The following is a 20,884-nucleotide window of genomic DNA, read 5'->3' as shown; positions in this document are numbered from 1 at the left end:
TCCGAACCTAGGAGCGGCACCCGGGCCCGACCGGCAGTTGCGGCGGCAGGACGGCGGCGACAACCCGGCGCGGGCGGAAACTGCCGCCGCACTGCCGCACCGGCTGCCGCCGCACGGCCGCGAACCCGCCTAGCGTCGACCGGCGAGCGAACCGGGTGGTTCCACTGTGGACGCCCGCTGCGGGTCAGGCGAAAGGACAAACGATGGGTTCCCTGGGCGTCAAAGAGTTCCTGCCGCTCGACTGGGTGGTCGAGCCCGGCGAGCCGGCGAGTGCCGAGGTCGGCGGGCTGAGCGGCCTCGACGACGCGGTGGCCTGGCTGGCCGCGGCGGCGCCGTCGCTGCGTACGGCGTTGCACCGGCACGGCTCCCTGCACCTGCGCGGCCTGCCGATCGCGAGCGTCGACGACTTCGGCGTCGTGCGCGACACGCTGATGCCGGCCCGCACGCCGTACCGCGAGAAGGCGACGCCGCGCAGCGACTTCGGCAACGGCGTCTTCTCGTCCACCGACCTGCCCGCCGCGCAGCGGATCCGGATGCACAACGAGAACAGCTACACGCTCACCTTCCCCGGGCTGCTGATGTTCTCCTGCCTGATCGCGCCGCCGGAAGGCGGGGCGACGCCGGTGGCGGACGTCCGGAAGGTGCTGCGCGCGCTGCCGCCGGAGCTCGTGGCGAAGGTCCGCGCGCACGGCTGGCTGCTCAACCGCAGCTACTCCGAGCACATCTCCACCGACTGGCAGACCGCGTTCGCCGCGACCACCCGCGAAGACGTCGAACGCTACTGCGCCGAGAACCTGATCGCGTGCCGCTGGCTCGACGACGGCCACCTGCGCACCAGCCAGGTCCGCCCCGGCGTCATCAGCCACCCGGTCACCGGCGAGGAGGTCTGGTTCAACCACCTGGCCTTCTGGAACGAGTGGTCGCTCGACGAGGAGCTGCGCGAGACGCTGATCGACGAGTTCGGCCGCGACGACCTGCCGTTCAACACCGCGATCGGCGATGGCTCCCCGCTGACGCGCGACGAGATGGCCGCGCTCGACGCCGCCTACGACTCCGCGACCGTGCGCAAGCAGTGGGAGCCGGGCGACCTGCTGCTCGTCGACAACATCCTGTCCACGCACGGGCGCGACCCGTTCCGCGGTGACCGCAAGATCGTCGTCGCGATGGGTGAGCCGGTCGACGTCGCCGGCTGCGCGCCGACCGTGCCCCCGGCCGCGAACGAGGCGCTCTGATGGCCGGCCTGCTCCCCCGCTTCCGCGACGCGGTCCGCCGCGCGCCCGAGCGGATCGCCGTGCGGGACACCGCGTCCGCGGTGACGTTCGCCGAGCTGGACCGCCGGACCGCGGCGCTGGCCGGGGCCCTGCGCGCGCACGGCGTCGGCCGCGGCGACCGGGTCGGCGTCGGCCTCGGCCGGGGCACCGATCTGGTGGTCGCCCTCCTCGCCGTCTGGCGGGCCGGCGCCGCGTACGTCCCCCTCGACCCCGCCTACCCGGCCGACCGGCTGGCCTTCATGGCCGGTGACGCGGCGATCCGCGCCCTGGTCTCGACGACCACTCCGGCCTGGGTCCCGGCGGACGCCGTCGTCGTCGACCCCGCCGCCGAGGGCCCGCGCACGGACGACACCACCGTGTCGGACCTCGACGCCGCCTACGTGATCTACACGTCCGGCTCGACCGGGCGGCCCAAGGGCGTCCCAGCGCACCACGGCGCGGTGGCCGCGCTCGTCGCCGCGCTGGAGCAGGCGGGGATGTACGCGGCCGAGCCCCGGGTCGTCGCGTGGAACGCCAGCGTGTCGTTCGACGCGTCCGTGCAGCAGTGGGCGCGGGTGTGCCGCGGCGACAGCGTCGTCGTACTCGACGACGACCACCGGACCGACCCGGCCCGGCTGGTCGCCTGGCTGGACGAGTGCGCCGTGACCGACCTCGACCTGACGCCGTCGCACTGGACGGCGTTGCGCGAGCACCTGCTCGACCGCTCCCTGCGGCTGTTCATCGGCGGCGAGCCGATCCCGGAACCGATGTGGCGCGAACTGGCCGACAGCCCCTTGGAGGCGCTCAACCTCTACGGCCCCACGGAGTCCACTGTGGACGCCACGGCGACCTGGATCGCCGGGCCGGGCGGGCCGCACATCGGCGTGCCGCTGGCCGGGATCCGGGCCCACGTCCTCGACGACACCCTGCGCCCGGCCGCGGCGGGCGAGCTGTACCTGTCCGGGCCCCGGCTCACCGCCGGGTACCTCGGCCGGCCGGGCCTCACCGCCGAGCGGTTCGTCCCCGACCCCTTCGGCGAGCCCGGCACCCGGCTGTACCGGACCGGTGACGAGGTCCGCTGGTCCCCCGGCGGCGCCCTGGAGTTCACCGGGCGGCGCGACCGCCAGGTGAAGCTGCGCGGGTACCGGATCGAACTGGGTGAGATCGAGGCCGTCCTGCGGGACGCTCCCGGCGTCACCGCCGCGGCCGTGGTCCTGCGCGACGACCAGCTCGTGGCCTACCACGTCGGCGGCGAGCAGCCGCAGGTCACGGCGGCCGCGAAGCTGCCGGAGCACATGGTCCCGACCGCGTACGTCCGGCTCGACGCGCTGCCCCGCACGGCCAACGGCAAGCTGGACACCGCGGCCCTGCCCGCGCCGGTCGCCGAAGGCGGGGCGGCGCCCAGCGGGCCGGTCGAGACGCTGATCGCGGACGTCTGGTCCGAGGTGCTCGGCCGCGACGGCGTCGGGGCCGACGACGACTTCTTCGCCCTCGGCGGGCATTCGCTGGTGGCGCTGCGCGTGGTGGCGCGGCTGAAGAAGAACTTCGGCGTCCCGGTGTCCACCAAGGACGTCTACCGACACCCGCGGCTGGCCGACCTCGCCAAGCACGTCACGGCGCTCGGCGCGAGCTGAAAGGAGCACGGCGATGGACAACCTCCCCAACACCGTGGTCCGGGCCCGGCCCAACCCGGACGCGGCGAAGACATTGGTGTGCCTCGGTTTCTGCGGCGGCGGCTCCGGGCCGTACCTGCCGTGGGCCGACGTGCTGCCACCCGACGTCGAGCTCGTGACGATCTGCTACCCGGGCCGTGACGGCCGCTTCCTCGACGACTTCGCCCCGGACTGGGACGCGCTCGCCGAGGACGCGACCGAAGCCGTGACGGCGGCCGCGGCGCCCCGGCCGTACCTGCTGTTCGGCCACAGCATGGGCGGCTGGATGGCGTTCGACGTCGCGGACCGCCTGCAGCGCCGGGGCGGCCCGCTGCCGGAGACGCTGATCGTGTCGTCGGCGAACGCGCCGAGCCGCGGCCTGACCCCGCGGGACATGTTCCCCGCGCAGCAGGACACCGATGAGCAGCTGGTGATGTGGATGCGCACCAACGGCCTGCTGCCGGGGTACGTGCTCGACGACCCGGAGCTGAGCGAGATGGCCCTGGAGCTCATGCGGGCCGACATCCGGGTGCGGGACACGTTCGGCTACACCGAAGGCGCGACGGTCGGCGTCCCGCTGCAGGTGCTCACCGGGGCCGACGACGACGTGATCGTGCCGGAGACGGCCGAGCAGTGGAAGTCACTGGCCCGCAACGGGTACCAGCACGTCGAACTCCCCGGTGGGCACTTCTACACCCCGGAGATCTGGCGGACCCTGCCGACGCGGATCCCGGCCCTCGCGCCGGTTCCGGCGGCTCGATGACGACCGGGGCGGGCGGTCGAGCGCCGTCCGCCCCGGTCGTCACGGGATCTCGAGACGGCGCCAGGTCCCCAGGAAGACCAGCGCGGCGGCCACCGACCCGGCCGAGGCGAGCGAACTCGCGGCCAGGTAGACCACCCAGGTGTTGTCGCGCAGGGTCGCGTCGAGGCCGTCCTGGCTCAGTGCCGCGCCGATCAGGAACCCGCCCAGGGCCAGGAAAACCAGCCCGGCGAGGGCGGTGACGACCACGACGAGCACCCGCGGGATCCGGCGCCGGCCCTCGTACCGGCGGACGACGCCGCGGCGGGCGAGCCACCACGACGCCAGGCAGGCGAGCCCGAGGGCGATCGCGTCCGCGGCGAGGGTATCGGAGAGGCGGTGCCACTTCGCCGTCACCGTGTAGGCGCCGATTCCGACCGCCCAGGACAGCAGCAGGACCATCGTCACGCCACGCCAGCGGTGGGGCACGACGAGCAGCGCGGCGAACAGCACCGTCATGGCGATCGTGGTGTGCCCGCTGGGCATGCTGTTGTCCGCGTAGTGCCCGGTGAGCGGCACGAGCGACGGCCGCGGCAGCACGAACCGCTTGAGCCCCTGCGTGACGACCTGACCGGCGACGATCACCCCGGCCGCCGCGACCGCGAGAGCCGGCCGCCGGCGCAGCAGGCCGATGACGGCCACCAGCACGACGGCGACGCCCAGGGAGTAGAGGGTGATCCGCGACAGGCTCTGATCGGCCGCGGTCTGGTCGCGCGCGGCGGCCTGGTCGGCTCCGCGCAGGGCCGCGTTCTCCAGCTCCTGACCGGTGACGGTCAGCACCGCGAGGACGTAGACCAGGATCAGCACGACGAGGCAGGCGGCGGCGACGATCAGCCAGCGGCGAGCGGGCAAGACACCTCCATCGACGACGATCGCGTTACTCTATATGGAGCAACGGATGCCCGCCGCCGGAAGATCACCGCGCTTCTAGACTGTCGGCATGACGAGTCACGCGGATGCGCCCCCCGAGGTGGAGACCACGGAGGTCGTCATCGCCGGCGGCGGCCCGGTCGGCCTGACCCTCGCCCACGAACTCGGCGCACGGGGCATCGGCTGCGTCCTGCTCGAACCGCGGCCGGCGCCGAGCCTGGCGTCCCCGCGGTGCAAGCAGCTGAACCCCCGGTCGATGGAGCTCTTCCGGCGCCTGGGCATCGCCGGCGCCGTCCGGGACAACGCTCCCCTGCCGTTCGGCTGGTCCGACTCGGCCGTCTTCTGCACCTCGCTCACCGGGCACCGGCTGGAACGCTTCGACGGCGTCTTCGCCCTCAGCGACGTCCAGCGGACGGAGCTGGCCGAACCCGCGCTCTGGTGCGCGCAGAACCACGTCGAAGAGGCCTTGCGCGACACCATCACCCGGCGGGAGACGGTCAGCGCGCGCTGGGGCTGGACCCTGACGGGTCTCGAGCAGGACGCCACCGGCGTCACCGCCACCGCGACGGACGACACGGGACGCGAGCGCGTGGTGCGGGGCCGCTACCTCGTCGGCGCCGACGGGGCCCGCAGCGCCGTCCGGCGGGCGTGCGGCATCCCGCTGGCCGGGCGGAGCCACGAGATCCGCAACATCCAGGTCATCTTCGACGCGCCCGGGCTGTCCGCCCGCCACGAGCTGGGCCGCGCCGTCCAGTACTGGGTGGTCAACCCCGAGGTCAACGGCCTGATGGGCACCCTCGACACCGACGGCCGGTGGTGGGCCATCATCATCAACGCGCCGGAAGACGCCGACGCCGCGTGGTGCGAACGGGCCGTGCACCGGATGATCGGGACGCCGGAGCCCGTCACTGTGACCGCGACCGATCCCTGGACGGCCCGGCTGCTGGTGGCCGACCGCTACCGGGACGGCCGCTGTTTCGTGGCCGGGGACGCCGCGCACCAGAACCCGCCGTGGGGCGGGTTCGGCGCCAACACCGGCATCGGGGACGCCGCCGACCTCGGCTGGAAGCTCGCGGCCGCGCTGCGCGGCTGGGCCGGCCCCGGGCTGCTCGACTCCTACGGGACCGAACGCCGTCCGATCGCGCAGCGGGCCATCGCCGAGGCCGAACGCAACATGCGGGTGCTGACCGGCGAACTCGCCGTGCCAGGCCTCGACGACGACGGACCGGACGGCCTGGCCGTGCGCGCCAAGACGGCGGAGCTGATCCGGCAGGCCAAGACGGCCGAGATGTACACCCTCGGTTTTGTGCTCGGCACCGCGTACCCCGGGTCGCCGCTCGTCGTCCCCGACGACGGGCCCGCCCCGGCTTCCACCGGCACCGAGTACCGGCCCTCCGGCGCCCCGGGCAACCGGCTGCCGCACCTCTGGCTCGACCGGAGCCGGTCGCTGCAGGACGAGTTCGGGCCCGGGTTCACGCTGCTGGAGGTCGCCGCGCCGGCCGCGCCCGAATGGGACACCGCCGCGGCGGCGGCCGGCGTCCCCCTGAAGCGCTACCGGCTCAACCGGCCGGACCTGCACGGTCTTTACGGCGCCCGGTACGTCCTGGTCCGGCCCGACGGGTACGTCGCCTGGCGCGGCCAGACCTCACCCGATGATCTCGGGGCGGTGCTGGACCGCGTCCGGGGATGTGCGGTGTGACCCACCACGGCGGTTGAACTCCGCCGGATGGGGGCAGTCAAGTAGCCCGTAGCCGTCTCTTTCCCCGAGGAGACCGATCATGAGCCTCGACGCAACACCCACCGAGTCCGGTGTCCTCGACGACGTGGACGAAATCGACGAGACCGTCGAAACCACCGTCCAGGCCGACCTCAAGGAGCTGGCGAGGGTCCGCGGCTGGGCTCGCGCCCTGCTGCCCGACCTGACCGCCGAGCTGCTGACCGACATCGTGATGGTGCTCGACGAGCTCGTCTCCAACGCGCTCCGCCACGCCAAGCCGCCGATCCGGGTGCGCCTGCGCCGCAACCGCGGGAAGCTCCGGATCGAGATCGACGACGGCTCCCCGGCCGCCGCCGCCCCGACGTCGCCGTCCTCGAAGGGTGGCCGCGGGATGCGGATCATCGAGAAGACGAGCGTCGCCTGGGGCCAGCTGCGCCGTCCCGGCGGGAAGACCGTCTGGGCCGAACTCGCCCTGTCGGCGCACCGGTGAGCTAGTACGGCCAGCCCGGCACGTTCAGCCGGATGCTGTACAGCCCGAAGTTCCCGCTGTCGCCGCCCGTGGACGGCGTCCCCGACGTGACGTAGAGGGTCTTCCCGTCCGGGCCGCCGAAGGCCATATTGGTCGTGTTCTGGCCGGCCGAGATCGTGCCGAGGGCCTGGCCGGCCGGGGAGAACACGTGGACCTTCCCGTCTCCGAAAGTGGCTTGGTAGACGTTGCCGGCGCAGTCGATCGTGCCGCCGTCCGTGCCCGCCACCGACGCGAAGTCGCTGCGAGCGCCCGTGCTGCCGTCGGTGTTGACGGGGTACTGGTAGATCTTGCCCGTCGCGTTGCCGCCGACGTACAGCGTCTTCCCGTCCGGGGCCAGCTCGATGCCGTTCGGCTCGCGGATGGTGTCGTCGATCAAGCTGACCACACCGCCGCGCACCCGGAAGACGCTCGTCCTTCCCGACATCTGGTCCGCCCGGTTCGCACGCTGGAAGTCCGGGTCGGTGAAGTAGACGGTGCCGTCCGCACCGGCCGTCACGTCGTTCGGCGAGTTGAACAGGTGCCCCTGGTAGTTCGCCGCGAGCGTCGTCCGCCGGCCCGTCGCCAGGTCGTAGGACGAGACGCTGCGCTGGTCGTGCGTCGCGGCGACCACGGACTTCCCGTCGCGGCTGATGGCCAGCCCGTTGCTGCCCGCGCCGGCGATCGCCGTGGCGAACGCGCCGGTCGACGGCGTGAACCGCAGGACGTCCGACGGCTGGACGTTCTCGGCGCCCGCCCCGTCGTGCATGTTCGTCAGCAGCAGGGTCTGGGTCGCCGCGTCCCAGGTGGGTCCCTCCAGGAAGTTGAAGCCGTCCTTGATCTTCGTGGCGGTCGGGGTCGACGACGGCAGCGGCGTGCCGAAGGGGCCTTGCGGGCAGGGACCGTTCGCGGGCGGGACCGTCGTCGTGCCGGGCAGCGCCCACTGCTGGTTCGTCCCGGTCGAACACGTCCAGATCTGCAGCTTGGTGCCGTCCGCGCTGGACACGCCCGCGGCGTCCAGGCACTTCCCGGACCCGGCGTTGACCAGCCGGCCCGCGTCGGCGGTCCAGCGCTGGGCGCCGGTGCCGTTGCAGTCGTAGACCTGCACCGCGGCACCGTTGGTGGCGGACGCGCCGGCCACGTCGAGGCACTTGCCGAGCGCGGCGATCGACCCGTCGTCGCGAACCGACCATTGTTGGGCCGGGCCGCCGGTGCAGGTCCACAGCTGGACCCGGGTGCCGTTGGCGGCCGAGCCGCCGGTGACGTCGAGGCACTTGCCGCCGATCCCGGTGACCGCGCCCGTTCCCGCCGCCGCCGCGCCGGTGACGCCCAGCCCGGCCGCGGCCAGCGCCGTCACGGCCACGGCGAACACTCGCCCGGCCGTCACGCCGGCGGCCGTCCGGAGCCGGGACTTGCGTCGTTCTGGGACACCTGACCTCGGGAACATGCCGCTCCTACCATCGTGTGCGGAGGAATCCGCTGCGACAGTGGCGGCTGTCAGGACAAAATCGGGTGACCGGGCGGTCTCGCACCGTGACGGTAAATTGGGATTACTTGCGAAGTCAAGAACGGGGTGCCGCTCACCGAGACCACCCCCGCCGCCGCCGTGACGTGCCGCGTGCGGGGTGCCGGGCCGTTTCGTAGACTCCGCGGGTGGGCAGTGGTCGCGTCGTAGCCGACCGGTACCGGCTGGAGGAGGAGCTCGGACAGGGCGGCATGGGCGTCGTCTGGCGGGCCTTCGACCTCGAACTGGGCCGGCAAGTGTCGCTCAAACGATCCCTCGACGCCGACGCCGGGCAGATCCGGCGGGAGGCGCGCATCGGGGCCGGTCTGCTGCACCCGAACGTCGTCACGGTGTTCGACACGGTCACCGACGACGTCGACGCGCGCTGGCTGGTCACCGAGTACCTGGCCGCGCGCAGCCTCGAAGAGCTCGTCGACGACGGCGGCCCGCTGCCCGAGGAGCGGGTCCGGCGGATCGGCGGGCAGCTCGCCGCGGCGCTCGCGGCCATGCACGCCCGCGGCATCGTCCACCGCGACGTCAAACCGGGCAACGTCCTGGTCACCGAGGACGACGTCGCCAAGCTCACCGACCTGGGGATCGCCCGCTGGACCGAGGTCACCCGCACCGGCGGCGCCCAGCTCACCGGCACCCTCGGGTACGTCGCGCCGGAGGTCGCCGGCGGTGGCGAGGCCGGTCCCGAATCCGACGTCTTCTCCCTGGGCGCCACCCTCTACGCCGCGGTCGAGGGCCGGTCGCCGTGGGGGTCGGGCGAGGACGGCCCCTTCGTGCAGATGCGCCGCGCCGCCGGTGGCCGGCCCGCCCCGGCCGAGCGCGCGGGCCGGCTCGGCCCGGTCCTCGACGCGCTGATGGCCCGCCACCCCGCCGACCGGCCCACGGCGGCCGAGGCCGTCGCCCTGCTCGAAGCGGACACCCCCGCGCCCCGCCGGCCGCGACGCCGGTTCCGCCGCCGGCTCCTCGCCGTCGGTGCGCTGGCCGCGGTGCTCGCGCTGGTGGCCGGGTTCCTGCTCAGCCGGCCGCCGTCGGCCACCCCGGCGGGCGGGCCGAACACGCTCGGCGCCGATCCGGCCGCGACGGACCCGTGCGCGGCGATCTCGGTCGACTCGCTCACGCGGTTCGGTCAGCCGTTCGTGGATCCCGAGCTGAAGAACTTCGGCACCTGCGTGGTCACGACCACCCTGGCCGACGGCACCGGCCAGGTGCAGACGACCCTCGACCTGACCGGCCCGCTGCGCTACCCGACCCGGCCCCCGGTGCCCGGCCGGATGGGCGACATCGAACGCCCCGAGGCCCGCGACGGCGCCTGCGAGCGCAGCATCTCGCTGGCCGACACCAACCGGATCGACGTCACCTCGCGCCCGGTGACGCGCGCGGAAGACGCGCCCCTGTGCACCATTTCCGACTCGGTGCTCACCGACGTGCTGCCCAAGCTCGCCAACGGGCCCCTGCCGCGGCGCGACCGGCCGTTCCCGGACTGGTCGCTCGCCCACGTCGACGCCTGCGGCCTGCTCGACACCGCGGTGATGGCGAGCGTCTCGGTCCGGGCCCCGCAGGCCGACCGGGAGTTCGGCGGGTGGGGCTGCACCTGGGAGGACGATCCCCGCACGATCACCGTGCGCTACACCCGGGAGTGGCCGATCGAGCCGGACACGGACGTGCCCGGCGAGCGGATCCGGGCCGGCACCCGCAGCGCCGTCGTGGCACCGGTGCCGGGCGACCGGCCCGCCTGCGCGGTGCAGGTCGTGCACCGCTTCTACACCCCGGCGCTGCCGGTGCTGCGCGGCACCGAGCCGAACCGGGAGGAGATCGCCGTCGTCACCCTCGAAGACGCCGGGGCGGCCGGCGGGAACGCGCTGTGCGGGGACGCCAGGACACTGGCGGCCGCGCTCGCCGGACGGCTGCCGTGAAGCGGGGACCGGTCCCAGGCGGGCTCGGCTAAAAACAGGGCCAGGCCAGTGCCGGAGCCGCCGGCGGGCCGGAGGGGGACGAGGTGGCGGTGCGGGGTGTGGCCGGCGTGGTGCTCACGGTGGCGGCCATGGTCGTTCCGACGGCCGTGGGGGCCGCCGGAGCGGGTCCGCGGACCCTCCACGTCGGGCCCGGCGGCGCGTACGCCACCGTCCAGGCCGCGGCCGACGTCGCCCGCCCGGGTGACACCGTCGCGATCGCGGCCGGGACCTACCCGGGTGGCCTCACCGTCCGGCACGACGGCGGCCCGGGCCGGCCGATCCGGTTCACCGGGGTGGGCGGCACCGCCGTGCTGACCGGTACCGGCGGCGACGCCGGCCTGCTCGCGATCGGCAACCACTCCTGGCTGGAGTTCCGCGGCCTGACCGTCGCCGGGTCGACCGGCTTCGGGGTCTACGCCGAGGGCGCGCACGACCTCGTGTTCGACCGCTTCGGCGTCGACGGCGCACAGGACGGCGGGCTCGTGCTCGTCGCCACCCGCCGCGCCACGATCCGGAACTGCGACATCCGCGGCACCAACGCCCGCGGCACCTCCGCCGACCACGAGGCGCTCAGCATCGCCTCGGGCTCGTCCGACGTCGAGGTGTCCGGCTGCCGCGTGCACGACAACGGCGAGGAAGGCATCGACGTCAAGTACGACGACGCCGCCCGCGTGAAGATCCACCACAACGTCGTCACCGGCAACCGCGGACCGAACATCTACGTCGACTCTTCGTCCACTGTGGACGTCTACGCCAACGTCGTCAGCGGGACCCGCAACGCCAGCAAGGCCGGGATCGGCCTGGCCGTCGAGGACTACTCGGAAACCCGGCTGCTCTCGGGCGTGCGGGTCTTCGACAACCTCTCCACCGGCAACGCGCAGGCCGGGCTCGACCTGTGGGTCGAGTCGACCGGCACGATGCGCGACCTCACGGTCGTCAACAACACCTTCGCCGGCAACGCGAAGGGCTCGGTGCACGTCGGCGGCGACCGGTTCGCCGGGAAGAACATCCTGCGCAACAACGTCTTCGGCGACGGCCCGGTGACCGCCGGGCCGTTCACCGCCGACCACAACCTCGCCGGCGACCCCGGGTTCGCGGCCCCCGGTGACTACCACCTCGCGCCCGGCTCGGCCGCCGTCGACAGCGGCAGCGCCGCGCTCGCCCCCGCCTTCGACCTCGACGGTGTCCCCCGGCCCGCCGGCGCGGGCTTCGACATCGGCGCCTACGAACGGAGGTAGCAGCCCGTGCCCGCCGAACGCCTCGACCCGCACCGCCAGCGCAGCCTGCGCCACGGCGTGACCGCCACCGCGCCGGGCACGCTGAGCGCGCTCACCGTCACCGGCGGCATCGCGGTGCCCCCGGCCGCCGGCAGCCGGGTGAGCTTCGGCCGAAACCGCCTGGAGGTCGACGTCTGCGTAGGCGAGGACGACCTGCGGATCAGCCGGGTCCACGGGCTGCTGACCCACGACCGGGACCGCTGGTGGCTGAGCAACACCGGCCGCTCGCCGATCCGGCTGTCCGACAGCGTCCTGCTGCACCGCGACAGCGAGCCGCTGCCGCTGGCCGCCGGCTACACCGCGCTGTTCCTGCGCGGGACACGCGACCGCGAGCACGTGCTGGAGCTGCTGGTCTCCGACGGGGAGGACACGGCCACCGCGCCCCGGCCGACCCACCCGACGGCGCCGCCGAAGCGCTGGCGGCTCACCACGGAGGAACACCTGGTGCTGGCCGTGCTCGGGCAGCGCTACCTCGGTTACGACCCGCAGCCGCTGCCCCTGTCGCGCCAGCAGGCGGCCGCCGAGCTCGGCGAGCGGCGGCCGCGCGAGAGCTGGACGGCCAAGCGCGTCGAGCACATCGTTTCCCGTGTCCGGCAACGGCTTTCCGACGCCGGCGTGCACGGTCTGCGGCGCGAGGAGGTGGGCGAACCGGTGGGCCTGACCCTGACGGTGAACCTGCTCCGGGAACTGGTGCTCTCGACGACGCTCGTGCCGATGGACCTGGAATGGCTCGAGCTCCCCGACCCGCCCACGACGTGACCCGCCACGAGGGTCCCGCTTCGACGCGGTGCGCGTGATCGTCCGGGGTCGCGGTTCCGGGGCTACACTCGGGACTACGCCTCGGACCCCGGCGCCGTCGTGCTCGGGTGGTCGTTCACCAGGACTGAGGCGCTCATGTTCACTCGCATCACCAGGATCGTGTCGATCGTCGCCGCGACCGCGTTCGGCGCGATCGGGCTGGTCGTGCTGCCGGCCGGCGCGCTCGTCGGGTGGGTCATGCTCGGCCTGGTGGCCGGCGCCGGCGCGTGGCTGGCGGTGACGGGCTCTCCCGCGGTGCGCGAGCGGCTCGCGGCGACCGGATCCGCGGCTTCGGCCATGACGATCGGGGTCGTGACCGGGCTCGGCGCCCTCGGGGCCGGCCTGGCGATCGGCGGCCTGGTGGCCGTCGCGGGCGGGACGGCGGCCGCCTCGGTGCTGGTCGTGGCGGCGACGGCGTGGGCGGTGTGGCGGTTCCGGCCCCGCCCGGCGCCGAGCGCCCCTCCGGCCGCAGCGGTCGTCGTGGCGGAAGCCCCAGCAGCCGCCGAAGGCACCGGAGTCACCGACCTGTCCACGGCCGAGCTGTGCCTGGCGTGGCGGCGCAGTTACGGCGAACTCCTGCGCGCCACCGACGAGCCGGCCCGCCGGCGCGTGGTCCGGTCGCGGCGGGCCTACCTGGACGAAATCGAACGCCGGGACCGCGAGGGGTTCGCCCGCTGGCTCGGCAGCGGAGCCCGCGCGGGCGGCGACCCGCAGCGGTACCTGGCCGCCGGCGGGTGACCATTGGTCCCGGCCGAGAGGTCTTCGTGCTCTGACGCGCCGGCCCGCCAGGCGACATGCTGGCCGGAGTCGCCGTCCGGGCGACGGACGTCAGGAGGCGGTGATGGCCGACCAGGCCGCGGTGATCGTCGGGGTGGACGCCTCGGAAGGGTCGCTGCGCGCGGTCCGGTGGGCCGCGCACGAGGCGGCCCGGCGCGGCGCTGACCTGCGGTTGTTCCACGCGTGCGTGGTCGACCCCGGCGACGAGGCCGAGCCGCTGCCCGAGCACGTGACCCGGCGGACGCGGCACGCGGCGAAGATCGCCCGCACCGCGGCGCCGGGCGTCGAGGTCGACGTCCACGTGGAGCTGGGGCTCGCGGTCGACCTGCTGCTCGCGGCGTCCGGGACCGCGCCCCTGATCGTGCTCGGCTCGCACGGCCTCGGCGGCCTGCGCGGCGCCCTGACCGGGTCGGTCACCCTCCGGGTCGCCGCCGCCGCGCACTGCCCGGTGGTCGTCTTCCGCGGCCAGGCCGGGCCGCAGGGCCCGGTCGTGGTCGGCGTGGACTCGTCGCCGGCGAGCGAGGAAGCCCTGCGGTTCGCGGTCGACGCGGCCGTCGCGCGCGGGGTGCCGCTGGTGGTGGCCCACGCCGGCCGGCAGCAGGTCCCGAGCATCGAACCCGACCAGCAGGCCGAGGACCGGCGCGAACTCGGCGAGCTCGTCGCCGGCCTGGCGCACGAGCACCCGGACCTGGACGTCACGGCGCGCGTCGTCGAGGACCGTGAGCCGGCGCGCGTGCTGATGGCCGTCGCGCCCGACGCTCAGCTGATCGTCGTCGGCAGCCGCGGCCGCGGCCCGGTCGCCGGGGCCGTGCTGGGGTCGACGGGCAACGACCTGCTCGCGCGCTCGGCCTGCCCGGTCGCCGTCGTCCACTAGCGGGTGCAGGGTCCTTCGCCGCTCCGGGCGAGGTCGTTGGCCTCTGCTCCCGGGGCCGCGGCCGGGTGAGGCTGGAACCATGAGAATCCTCGTCGCGGTGGCCACCCGGCACGGTGCCACCCGGGAAATCGCCGAACACCTCGCCACCTCGGTCGGCTCCGCGATGACCGACGCCGGAGCGGCGGCCGATGTCGAGGTCCGGGACGTCGGTCTCGTCGCGTCGCTCGAGGGCTTCGACGCCGTGCTCCTCGGCAGCCCGGTGGCGAACGGGCAGTGGCTCGCCCCGGCGCGGGCGTTCGTGGAGTCCTTTTCGGACGGTCTGCGGTGGCTGCCCGTCTGGCTGTTCACCCGCGGCCCGGTGGCAGCGGGGCACGAGCCCGCCCGCGAGCTCGTGCGGCAGCTGGCGGCCCGGGACCACCGGGTGTTCGACGGCACGGACGACCGGCCGCTGATCCGGGCCTGGGGCCACGAGATCGGCACGATCCTGGCCGTCGCGGCGGTCGCCGAAAGCACCTCGTGACCGCGCCGCGCGGCGCGGTCGTCGCCGGGGTCGACGGCTCGGCCGCCGCGGTGCACGCCGCGGTCTGGGCCGGCGCCGAAGCGCGCCGCCGACGGCGTCCCCTGCGGCTGGTGCACGTCCACGCGCTGCCGCAGGTGCACGCCCCGATCGCGGCCGGCACCCACGACCAGGTGCGCGCCGGGCTGGCCGAGCGCGCCGGAAGCCGGCTCGCCGAGGCGCGGACCGCGGTGCTCGCGCAGTCCCCCGGCCTCGACATCGGGTCCGCCGCGCGGGAGTGGAGCCCGGTCACGGCGCTCGTCCAGGAGTCGCGGAACGCGGAGCTGGTGGTGCTCGGGTCGCGCGGGCTCGGCGGCTTCACCGGGATGCTCGCCGGCTCGACGGCGGTGTCGGTGGTCGCCCACGCGCACTGCCCGGTCGTCGTGGTGCGCGGCCTGGCGCCGGCGGCGGGACCGGTCGTCGTCGGGGCCGACGGCTCGGCCGACAGCGACGCGGCGCTCGCGTTCGCGTGCGAGGAGGCGCGGCTGCGCGGCAGCACGCTCACCGCGGTGCACACCTGGAGCGACCTCGTCGCCGACGGCGTCCTGCGGCCCCATCCGTTGCAGGACAACGGATCCGAGATCGACCAGGCCGAGCGCGCCAAGCTCGCCGACCAGGTGGGCGGCTGGCGGGAGAAGTTCCCGGACCTGACGATCGACCTCGACGTGACGCGCGGCCGCCCGGTCCGGACGCTGCTGGAGCGCGGCGAGCACGCGCAGCTGCTCGTGGTCGGCTGCCGGGGCCTCGGCGGCTTCACCGGCATGCTGCTCGGCTCGACCGGGCGGGCGCTGATCGCGTACGCGCCGTGCCCGGTCGCGGTCGTCCGGCCCCACGCCGCGGAACTGCCCGACGCCGACCGCCTGACGCCGGCCGCCCGAGGAGCCGAGGAGACCCGATGAAGGACAGGAACCGGACGGTCGTGGTGGGCGTCGACGGCTCGGGCGCGTCGATGGCGGCCGTGGCGTGGGCCGCGAAGGTGGCGTCCGCCCGGCACCTCGAGCTCGAGATCGTGCACGGGCTGCGGTCCACCGAGCTCCGTCACGACGACGGCATGGCGGGCACCGACGTCCTGTTCGACGCGGTGCGCCAGGACGGCGACCGGGTCGTCGCCGGCTCCCGGAAAGTGGCCGCGTCGATCGACGAGGACCTGGTGGTCACGGCGAAGACGCCGGCCGAGTCCCCGGCGCCGCTGCTCGTCGGGCTGTCGAGGCAGGCCCGGATGGTCGTCGTCGGCGCGTCCGGCTCGGGTGGCTTCACCGGGATGCTCCTCGGCACGACCGCGGCCACCCTCGTCGACCACGCGCACTCGCCGGTGGCGGTGATCCGGGGGCGCCACGGCACGGCGCACGTCCCGGAGTCGGGCCCGGTCGTGGTCGGGGTCGACGGGAGCGCGACGAGCGAGCTCGCGATCGCCGCGGCGTTCGAGGAGGCGTCGTTCCGCGGCGCGCCCCTCGTCGCGGTGCACGCCTGGAGCGACGTCACCTACGAGGACTTCTACGGCGCGGTGCGGATCATGCCGCAGTGGGAGTCGGCGCGGGAGGACGAGGAGCGGCTGCTGGCCCAGCGGCTGGCGGGCTGGCAGGAGAAGTACCCGGACGTCGGGATCCGCCGGGTCCTGTGCCGCGACCGCCCCCGCCACGCCCTGCTCGAAGCCGCGCAGACGGCCCAGCTGGTCGTGGCAGGCAACCGCGGCCGCGGCGGCTTCGCCGGGATGCTGCTCGGTTCGACGAGCCAGGCACTGGTGCAGCACGCCGCCTGCACGGTCCTCGTGGTCCGGCTGGAGTCCCGGCGCTGACCAGCGGCTGCCGCGGGCCTCGTGCTCAGGTGAGGGCGCTGATCCCGAAGAACACCGCCGCCGACACCGCGGCCGCCGCCGGGAAGGTCAGGACCCAGCCCAGCACGATGTCCCGCGCGATGCCCCAGCGCACCGCCGAGAGCCGCCGGGTCGCGCCGACGCCCATGATCGCCGCGGTGATCACGTGCGTCGTCGAGATCGGGGCCTTCACCGCGAACGCCGTCACGTACAGCACCGACGACGCCACCGACTCCGCGACGAACCCGTGCGGCGGGTCGAGCGGGAACACGCGGCGCCCGAGCGTCCGCATGATCCGCAGGCCGCCGGAGTAGGTCCCGAGCGACAGCGCCGCGGCGCAGGCCAGGGTCACCCACAGCGGGACGTCGAACGTCTTCTGCTGCCCCGCGGCCACCAGGGCCAGGACGATCACGCCCATGCCCTTCTGGGCGTCCTGCAGGCCGTGGCCGAGCGCGAGCGCCGACGCGGAGACGATCTGGAAGCGGCGGAACACCCGGCCGCTGCGGTGCGGGTTCGCCCGGCGCAGCAGCCACAGCGCGCCGACCATCGCGAGGTAGCCCAGCACCAGCCCGAGCAGCGGCGAGGCCACCATCGGGATCAGCACCTTCTCGGCGATGCCGGCCCAGTGCACGGTGCTCGCCGCGGCCAGCGCGGCACCGACCATCCCGCCGATCAGCGAGTGCGAGGACGACGACGGGAGCCCGAAGTACCAGGTGATCAGGTTCCAGACGGTCGCGCCCACGAGCGCGGCGAAGACCACGGTGAGCGCGTCCGGGCCGACCGGGACGTCGATGATCCCCTTCGCCACCGTCGCGGCGATGCCGGTGGACAGGAGCGCACCGGCCAAGTTCATCACCGCGGCCAGGACGAGCGCGGCCCGCAGGGTGAGCGCGCGCGTCGACACCGCGCTCGCGATCGCGTTGGCCGCGTCGTGGAAACCGTTGGTGTAGTCGAAGACCAGGGTCAGCACGATGACGGCGACCAGGGCGGCCGTCCCGGTCACTACGACTCCTTGACCGCGATGGTCTGCACCACGTCGGCCACGTGCTCGAAGGCGTCGGCGGCCAGCTCGAACTGCTCGACGACCTCCTTGGTCTTCAGGACTTCGAGGGCGTCGGCGCCGGGTTCGAACAGCTGGGCCAGCACCCGCCGGTAGATCCGGTCGGCCTCGTTCTCCAGCTCGTTGACCTCGATCCAGTACGGCTCGAGCTCGCCCACCTTCGCCAGGCCCGGCATCGCCTCCGCCGTCAGCTCCGCACACCGGCCGAGCGCCTGCACAAGCAGGTCGACGCCGGGCGGGAACGCCTGGATCCGGTAGAGCACGGCCAGGTCGGCGGCGGTGTCCATGAAGTCCAGCACGTCGTCGATCTTCGAGGCGAGCGCCTGGATGTCCTCGCGGTCGAACGGCGTGACGAACGAGCTGTTGAGCTCGACCATGATCGTGTGCATGAGCTCGTCACCCTGGTGTTCGACCTCGTGCAGCCGGCCCGCGATCGGTTCCCGGTCGGCGGGCTCCGCGGCGACGAGGTCGCGCAGCAGCGCCGTGGCGGTCACGAGGTTCTTCGCCGCGTCGGTCAGCAGGTCGAAGAACTTCGTGCCCCGTGGGGTGAAGCGCATGGATGGGTCCCTTCTTCAGCGCACCGCGATCATGCCCGGTCACCCGGGCTCCCGCAGGCTCGGCGCGCGACTTCCGGTGGAAAGCGGACACTCGCCGGCGGTCTAACCGGGGAGGTCTCCGGTGTTGGCGAACTCCAGCCGCTTGGCCACCGAGACGGTCTGGTCGGCGAAGCGTTCGTAGAACCGCGTCGCCAGGGCGGCGGCGACGGCCTCGCCGTGACCGTGGCCCCAGCCGGCACCCGTCATCCCGGACAGCAGCTCGGCGTGCAGTGCGTCGACGGCTTCGTCCGCTTCGCGCAGGTCGCGGTAGCTGCCGCCGGCACCCGTGCGGATCTGGGTCGCGACGCCCTCGGCCATGCCGGCGGTCAGCTCGCCCATCCGCAGGAACGTCGGGTTCAGCTCCGCGGGCACGGCGTGGTCGGGGTGGGCGTAGCGCGCGCTGTCGGCGACGTGCGCGGCCAGGTCGCCCATCCGCTCGATCCGCTCCGCGCAGTAGACCACCGCCAGGACCTGACGCAGGTCGCCGGCGACCGGGGCCTGCAGGGCGAGCAGCGAGTAGGCGTCCTCCTCGCACCGCGCGCGGTGGGCGTCGAGGTCCGCGTCGGCGGCGATGACCTGCTCGGCGACTCTGAGGTCGGCGTTCAGCAAGGCCTCGGTGGCCTGCCGGATCGCCGTCGCCGCCAGGTCGCACATGGTCGCCAGCAGCTCGCTCAGACGTTTCAGGTCGTCGTGAAATCCTTCTCGCACGACTCGGCAGCCTACGGGAGGCCGGTGCCGAGCCAGCGGTGGTAGGCGGCCAGGTCGACGTTGCCGCCGCAGACGACGACGCCGACGTGCCGGCCGGCGAACCGGTCCCGGTCCTCGAGCACCGCCGCGACCCCCAGTGCCGCCGACGGTTCGACGACCAGCCCCGCGTGCTCCAGCAGCAACCGCATCCCGGTGATGATCGATTCCTCCCGCACCAGGACCGCGTCGTCGGCGACGAGCAGCAGGTCGCCGAGGACCTCGCGAATGGGCCGCCGTCCCGCGACGCCGTCGGCGATGGTGCTGGTCGAGTCCGTGGTGACGACGCGCCGCTCCCGCCAGGACCGCGTCATCGCCGGCGCGCCCGCCGGCTGGACGCAGACGACCTCGACGCCGGGCGCGCGCGTCTTCAGGACGTGGCCGATCCCGGTGGCCATCGCGCCGCCGCCGAGCGCGATCAGGACGGTGTCGAACGGCGTGTCCAGCAGCTCCAGGCCGATGGTCGCCGCGCCTTCGCACGTCTCGAGGTCCAGGCTGTCCTCGACCAGCCGGATCCCGTCGTGCCCGGCGATGGCCACGGCCCGCTCGCGCGCCTCGTCGAAGTCGCCGTCGACCAGTTCCAGCCGGGCGCCCAGCGCGCGGATGCGCTCGAGCTTGACCGCGGGCGCGGACCGCGCCGCCACGACGGTGACGTCCACCCCGCGGCCCCGCGCGGACCAGGCGAGGGCCTGGCCGAGGTTGCCCGCGCTGGCGCACACCGCGGCCCGCCCGCCCAGGCCGCTGACGACGACCTCGGTACCGCGGCCCTTGAAGCTGCGCACCGGGTTCGCCGTCTCCAGCTTGACGCTCACCCGGCACCCGAGCGCCCGCCCGAGCGGCTCGCAGGGGTACAGCGGGGTGTCGAGGAAGACCGGGTCGATCACCGCGCGAGCCGCCTGGATGCGGCCGAGGTCGAGACGCGTTCCGGGCATCGTCAGCGGTCCTGCGGAGCCCGGCCGGTGCTCGCCCGGGGCATCAGGATCGGGGCCGGCGCCTGGACGTGCCCGGCCGCGCCGACGGCCAGGATCTCGTTGAGCGTCTCGATGGCCAGCACGCCGTGCTGGGTGATGTGCCGGTCCAGCGCCGTCACCGCCGGGCGGACCAGCCGGCACAGCGCGGAATCGTCCCAGGACACGATGGACAGCTGCTCGGGCACCGAGACGCCCATCTCCTGGGCCGCGGCCATCGCCGACAACGCCATCACGTCGTTGTCGAAGATCACCGCCGTCGCGCGGTCGCGCTCCGACAGCAGGCGCCGCGCCGCCCGGGCTCCGCTGTCGCCCGAGTAGTCGCCGTGGACGGTCTTCGACCACTCCAGCCGGTGCGTCTCGGCCGCTTTGGTGAACGCCTCGTCCCGGCGCAGCGTGTGCGCGAACCGGTCCGGCCCGGCGACCCGGGCGATCCGCCGGTGCCCGAGCGCCGCGAGGTAGCCGACCGCCTCCTCCATCGGGGCCGCGTCGTCGGCCCACACGCACGGCACCTCGGCCGACTGCGGGTAGCCGAGCGCGACGGCGGGCAGCCCGATCTCGGCCAGGACGCCGGTGCGGATGTCGTTCTCGTGCAGGTCGACCACGATGACGCCGTCGACGCGCCGCTCGGCCCACCAGCGGCGGTAGGTCTGGATCTCGGCGTCCCGGTCGTCGGTGACGGCCAGCATCAACGCCGTCGAGGGGTCCGGGCGCAGCGCCATCTCGATGCCGGAGACCAGCTGCATGAAGAACGGCTCGATGCCCAGCACCTGGGCGGGCCGGTCGACGATCAGCCCGATCGCGCCCGACCGGGACCGGGTCAGCGCGCGGGCGGCGGTGCTGGGCCGCCAGCCCATCCGGTCGGCGATCTCCAGCACGCGTTCGCGCGTGGCCGCCGACACCCCCGGCTTCCCGTTGAGCGCGTAGGACACCGCTCCCGTCGACACCCCGGCCGCGTCCGCGATGTCCGAGATGGTCAGCCGCTTCATCGTGCTCCTCGCCCCCTGCTGACTCAATCGCTTCACCTCGCACGAGGCTACCCCGACATCGTTTCGGTCCATTGACATGACGTGACCGAGGTTACAAGATGTGAAGCGCTTAACCCAGGCCCGCCCCCGATCGCCGCCTGACGACACCAAGCTCTCCCAGTGCGACGTCAG

Annotated in this window: 20 protein-coding genes; 13 read left to right on the top strand and 7 right to left on the bottom strand. The window is 74.1% G+C overall.

Going from position 1 to position 20,884, the window contains the following annotated elements; all coding sequences use genetic code 11:
• Positions 1 to 203 precede the first annotated feature (203 nt).
• From MUY22_RS29620 to MUY22_RS29610, 3 genes are read left to right on the top strand one after another with little or no spacing between them, the layout of a single operon-like run.
• On the top strand, positions 204 to 1,232 hold the full coding sequence (locus tag MUY22_RS29620) for a TauD/TfdA family dioxygenase (protein WP_247049969.1): 1,029 nt from the start codon (positions 204 to 206) through the stop codon (positions 1,230 to 1,232).
• On the top strand, positions 1,232 to 2,884 hold the full coding sequence (locus MUY22_RS29615; protein ID WP_247049967.1) for a non-ribosomal peptide synthetase: 1,653 nt from the start codon (positions 1,232 to 1,234) through the stop codon (positions 2,882 to 2,884). The genes MUY22_RS29620 and MUY22_RS29615 overlap by 1 nt, the downstream gene beginning before the upstream one ends.
• Positions 2,885 to 2,897: 13 nt before the next feature.
• Positions 2,898 to 3,665: a thioesterase II family protein gene (locus MUY22_RS29610; RefSeq protein WP_247049965.1), complete on the top strand. Its 768-nt coding sequence runs from the start codon at positions 2,898 to 2,900 to the stop codon at positions 3,663 to 3,665.
• 39 nt (positions 3,666 to 3,704) lie between these two features.
• Here the strand turns inward: MUY22_RS29610 and MUY22_RS29605 are convergent, their stop codons facing one another.
• Complete coding sequence (locus MUY22_RS29605) at positions 3,705 to 4,553, bottom strand: phosphatase PAP2 family protein (RefSeq protein WP_247049963.1); 849 nt, start codon at positions 4,551 to 4,553, stop codon at positions 3,705 to 3,707.
• Positions 4,554 to 4,641: 88 nt separating this feature from the next.
• Here MUY22_RS29605 and MUY22_RS29600 point away from each other — a divergent pair, with 88 nt between their 5' ends.
• Entirely contained in the window at positions 4,642 to 6,270 is a 1,629-nt protein-coding gene (locus tag MUY22_RS29600; RefSeq protein WP_247049961.1) for an FAD-dependent monooxygenase, read from the top strand.
• 79 nt (positions 6,271 to 6,349) lie between these two features.
• Positions 6,350 to 6,778: an ATP-binding protein gene (locus MUY22_RS29595; RefSeq protein WP_247049959.1), complete on the top strand. Its 429-nt coding sequence runs from the start codon at positions 6,350 to 6,352 to the stop codon at positions 6,776 to 6,778.
• A 1-nt stretch (position 6,779) separates the two neighbouring features.
• Here the strand turns inward: MUY22_RS29595 and MUY22_RS29590 are convergent, their stop codons facing one another.
• Positions 6,780 to 8,180, bottom strand: a complete 1,401-nt coding sequence (locus MUY22_RS29590; RefSeq protein ID WP_247049957.1) for an SMP-30/gluconolactonase/LRE family protein — start codon at positions 8,178 to 8,180, stop codon at positions 6,780 to 6,782.
• Positions 8,181 to 8,446: 266 nt separating this feature from the next.
• Between MUY22_RS29590 and MUY22_RS29585 the strand changes: the two genes are divergently transcribed.
• The 8 genes from MUY22_RS29585 (at position 8,447) to MUY22_RS29550 (ending at position 16,338) form a co-directional block, all read left to right on the top strand.
• Positions 8,447 to 10,222, top strand: coding sequence for a serine/threonine-protein kinase (locus MUY22_RS29585; RefSeq protein WP_247049955.1), 1,776 nt, complete (start codon positions 8,447 to 8,449; stop codon positions 10,220 to 10,222).
• Between the two features lie 128 nt (positions 10,223 to 10,350).
• On the top strand, positions 10,351 to 11,499 hold the full coding sequence (locus MUY22_RS29580; protein ID WP_247049953.1) for a right-handed parallel beta-helix repeat-containing protein: 1,149 nt from the start codon (positions 10,351 to 10,353) through the stop codon (positions 11,497 to 11,499).
• A 6-nt stretch (positions 11,500 to 11,505) separates the two neighbouring features.
• On the top strand, positions 11,506 to 12,297 hold the full coding sequence (locus MUY22_RS29575) for an FHA domain-containing protein (protein ID WP_247049951.1): 792 nt from the start codon (positions 11,506 to 11,508) through the stop codon (positions 12,295 to 12,297).
• A gap of 135 nt (positions 12,298 to 12,432) precedes the next feature.
• On the top strand, positions 12,433 to 13,074 hold the full coding sequence (locus tag MUY22_RS29570) for a hypothetical protein (RefSeq protein ID WP_247049950.1): 642 nt from the start codon (positions 12,433 to 12,435) through the stop codon (positions 13,072 to 13,074).
• Positions 13,075 to 13,177: 103 nt separating this feature from the next.
• Positions 13,178 to 13,987 (top strand): universal stress protein, encoded by an 810-nt coding sequence (locus MUY22_RS29565; protein WP_247049949.1) that lies wholly within the window; start codon positions 13,178 to 13,180, stop codon positions 13,985 to 13,987.
• Between the two features lie 79 nt (positions 13,988 to 14,066).
• Positions 14,067 to 14,507, top strand: coding sequence for a flavodoxin domain-containing protein (locus MUY22_RS29560; RefSeq protein WP_247049947.1), 441 nt, complete (start codon positions 14,067 to 14,069; stop codon positions 14,505 to 14,507).
• On the top strand, positions 14,504 to 15,442 hold the full coding sequence (locus MUY22_RS29555; protein WP_247049945.1) for a universal stress protein: 939 nt from the start codon (positions 14,504 to 14,506) through the stop codon (positions 15,440 to 15,442). The genes MUY22_RS29560 and MUY22_RS29555 overlap by 4 nt, the downstream gene beginning before the upstream one ends.
• Positions 15,439 to 16,338, top strand: coding sequence for a universal stress protein (locus tag MUY22_RS29550; protein WP_247049943.1), 900 nt, complete (start codon positions 15,439 to 15,441; stop codon positions 16,336 to 16,338). Before MUY22_RS29555 ends, MUY22_RS29550 begins: the two co-directional genes overlap by 4 nt.
• A gap of 25 nt (positions 16,339 to 16,363) precedes the next feature.
• Here MUY22_RS29550 and MUY22_RS29545 read toward each other — a convergent pair whose 3' ends face one another.
• The 5 genes from MUY22_RS29545 to MUY22_RS29525 form a co-directional block, all read right to left on the bottom strand.
• Positions 16,364 to 17,359: an inorganic phosphate transporter gene (locus tag MUY22_RS29545; protein ID WP_247049941.1), complete on the bottom strand. Its 996-nt coding sequence runs from the start codon at positions 17,357 to 17,359 to the stop codon at positions 16,364 to 16,366.
• Positions 17,359 to 17,973 carry a DUF47 domain-containing protein gene (locus MUY22_RS29540; RefSeq protein WP_247049939.1) on the bottom strand — a complete coding sequence of 205 codons (615 nt, stop codon included), beginning with the start codon at positions 17,971 to 17,973 and terminating at the stop codon, positions 17,359 to 17,361. Before MUY22_RS29540 ends, MUY22_RS29545 begins: the two co-directional genes overlap by 1 nt.
• A 102-nt stretch (positions 17,974 to 18,075) precedes the next feature.
• Complete coding sequence (locus tag MUY22_RS29535; RefSeq protein ID WP_247049938.1) at positions 18,076 to 18,720, bottom strand: PhoU domain-containing protein; 645 nt, start codon at positions 18,718 to 18,720, stop codon at positions 18,076 to 18,078.
• 11 nt (positions 18,721 to 18,731) lie between these two features.
• Positions 18,732 to 19,688, bottom strand: a complete 957-nt coding sequence (locus MUY22_RS29530; RefSeq protein WP_247049936.1) for a threonine/serine dehydratase — start codon at positions 19,686 to 19,688, stop codon at positions 18,732 to 18,734.
• Positions 19,689 to 19,690: 2 nt separating this feature from the next.
• Entirely contained in the window at positions 19,691 to 20,713 is a 1,023-nt protein-coding gene (locus tag MUY22_RS29525; RefSeq protein WP_247049933.1) for a LacI family DNA-binding transcriptional regulator, read from the bottom strand.
• Positions 20,714 to 20,884: the final 171 nt, after the last annotated feature.

It is taken from the genome of Amycolatopsis sp. WQ 127309, from assembly GCF_023023025.1.
Classification (GTDB): domain Bacteria; phylum Actinomycetota; class Actinomycetes; order Mycobacteriales; family Pseudonocardiaceae; genus Amycolatopsis.
The sequence above is the reverse complement of the archived record's forward strand: the minus strand, read 5'-3'. Positions and strand labels throughout refer to the sequence as shown.

What these genes read in the sequence shown, in the direction of transcription:
- MUY22_RS29620 (WP_247049969.1), top strand. Translation starts at nt 204, where the DNA reads ATGGGTTCCCTGGGCGTCAAAGAGTTCCTGCCGCTCGACTGGGTGGTC.
- MUY22_RS29615 (WP_247049967.1), top strand. Translation starts at nt 1,232, where the DNA reads ATGGCCGGCCTGCTCCCCCGCTTCCGCGACGCGGTCCGCCGCGCGCCC.
- MUY22_RS29610 (WP_247049965.1), top strand. Translation starts at nt 2,898, where the DNA reads ATGGACAACCTCCCCAACACCGTGGTCCGGGCCCGGCCCAACCCGGAC.
- MUY22_RS29600 (WP_247049961.1), top strand. Translation starts at nt 4,642, where the DNA reads ATGACGAGTCACGCGGATGCGCCCCCCGAGGTGGAGACCACGGAGGTC.
- MUY22_RS29595 (WP_247049959.1), top strand. Translation starts at nt 6,350, where the DNA reads ATGAGCCTCGACGCAACACCCACCGAGTCCGGTGTCCTCGACGACGTG.
- MUY22_RS29580 (WP_247049953.1), top strand. Translation starts at nt 10,351, where the DNA reads ATGGTCGTTCCGACGGCCGTGGGGGCCGCCGGAGCGGGTCCGCGGACC.
- MUY22_RS29570 (WP_247049950.1), top strand. Translation starts at nt 12,433, where the DNA reads ATGTTCACTCGCATCACCAGGATCGTGTCGATCGTCGCCGCGACCGCG.
- MUY22_RS29565 (WP_247049949.1), top strand. Translation starts at nt 13,178, where the DNA reads ATGGCCGACCAGGCCGCGGTGATCGTCGGGGTGGACGCCTCGGAAGGG.
- MUY22_RS29560 (WP_247049947.1), top strand. Translation starts at nt 14,067, where the DNA reads ATGAGAATCCTCGTCGCGGTGGCCACCCGGCACGGTGCCACCCGGGAA.
- MUY22_RS29550 (WP_247049943.1), top strand. Translation starts at nt 15,439, where the DNA reads ATGAAGGACAGGAACCGGACGGTCGTGGTGGGCGTCGACGGCTCGGGC.
- MUY22_RS29540 (WP_247049939.1), bottom strand. Translation starts at nt 17,973, where the DNA reads ATGCGCTTCACCCCACGGGGCACGAAGTTCTTCGACCTGCTGACCGAC.
- MUY22_RS29530 (WP_247049936.1), bottom strand. Translation starts at nt 19,688, where the DNA reads ATGCCCGGAACGCGTCTCGACCTCGGCCGCATCCAGGCGGCTCGCGCG.
- MUY22_RS29525 (WP_247049933.1), bottom strand. Translation starts at nt 20,713, where the DNA reads ATGAAGCGGCTGACCATCTCGGACATCGCGGACGCGGCCGGGGTGTCG.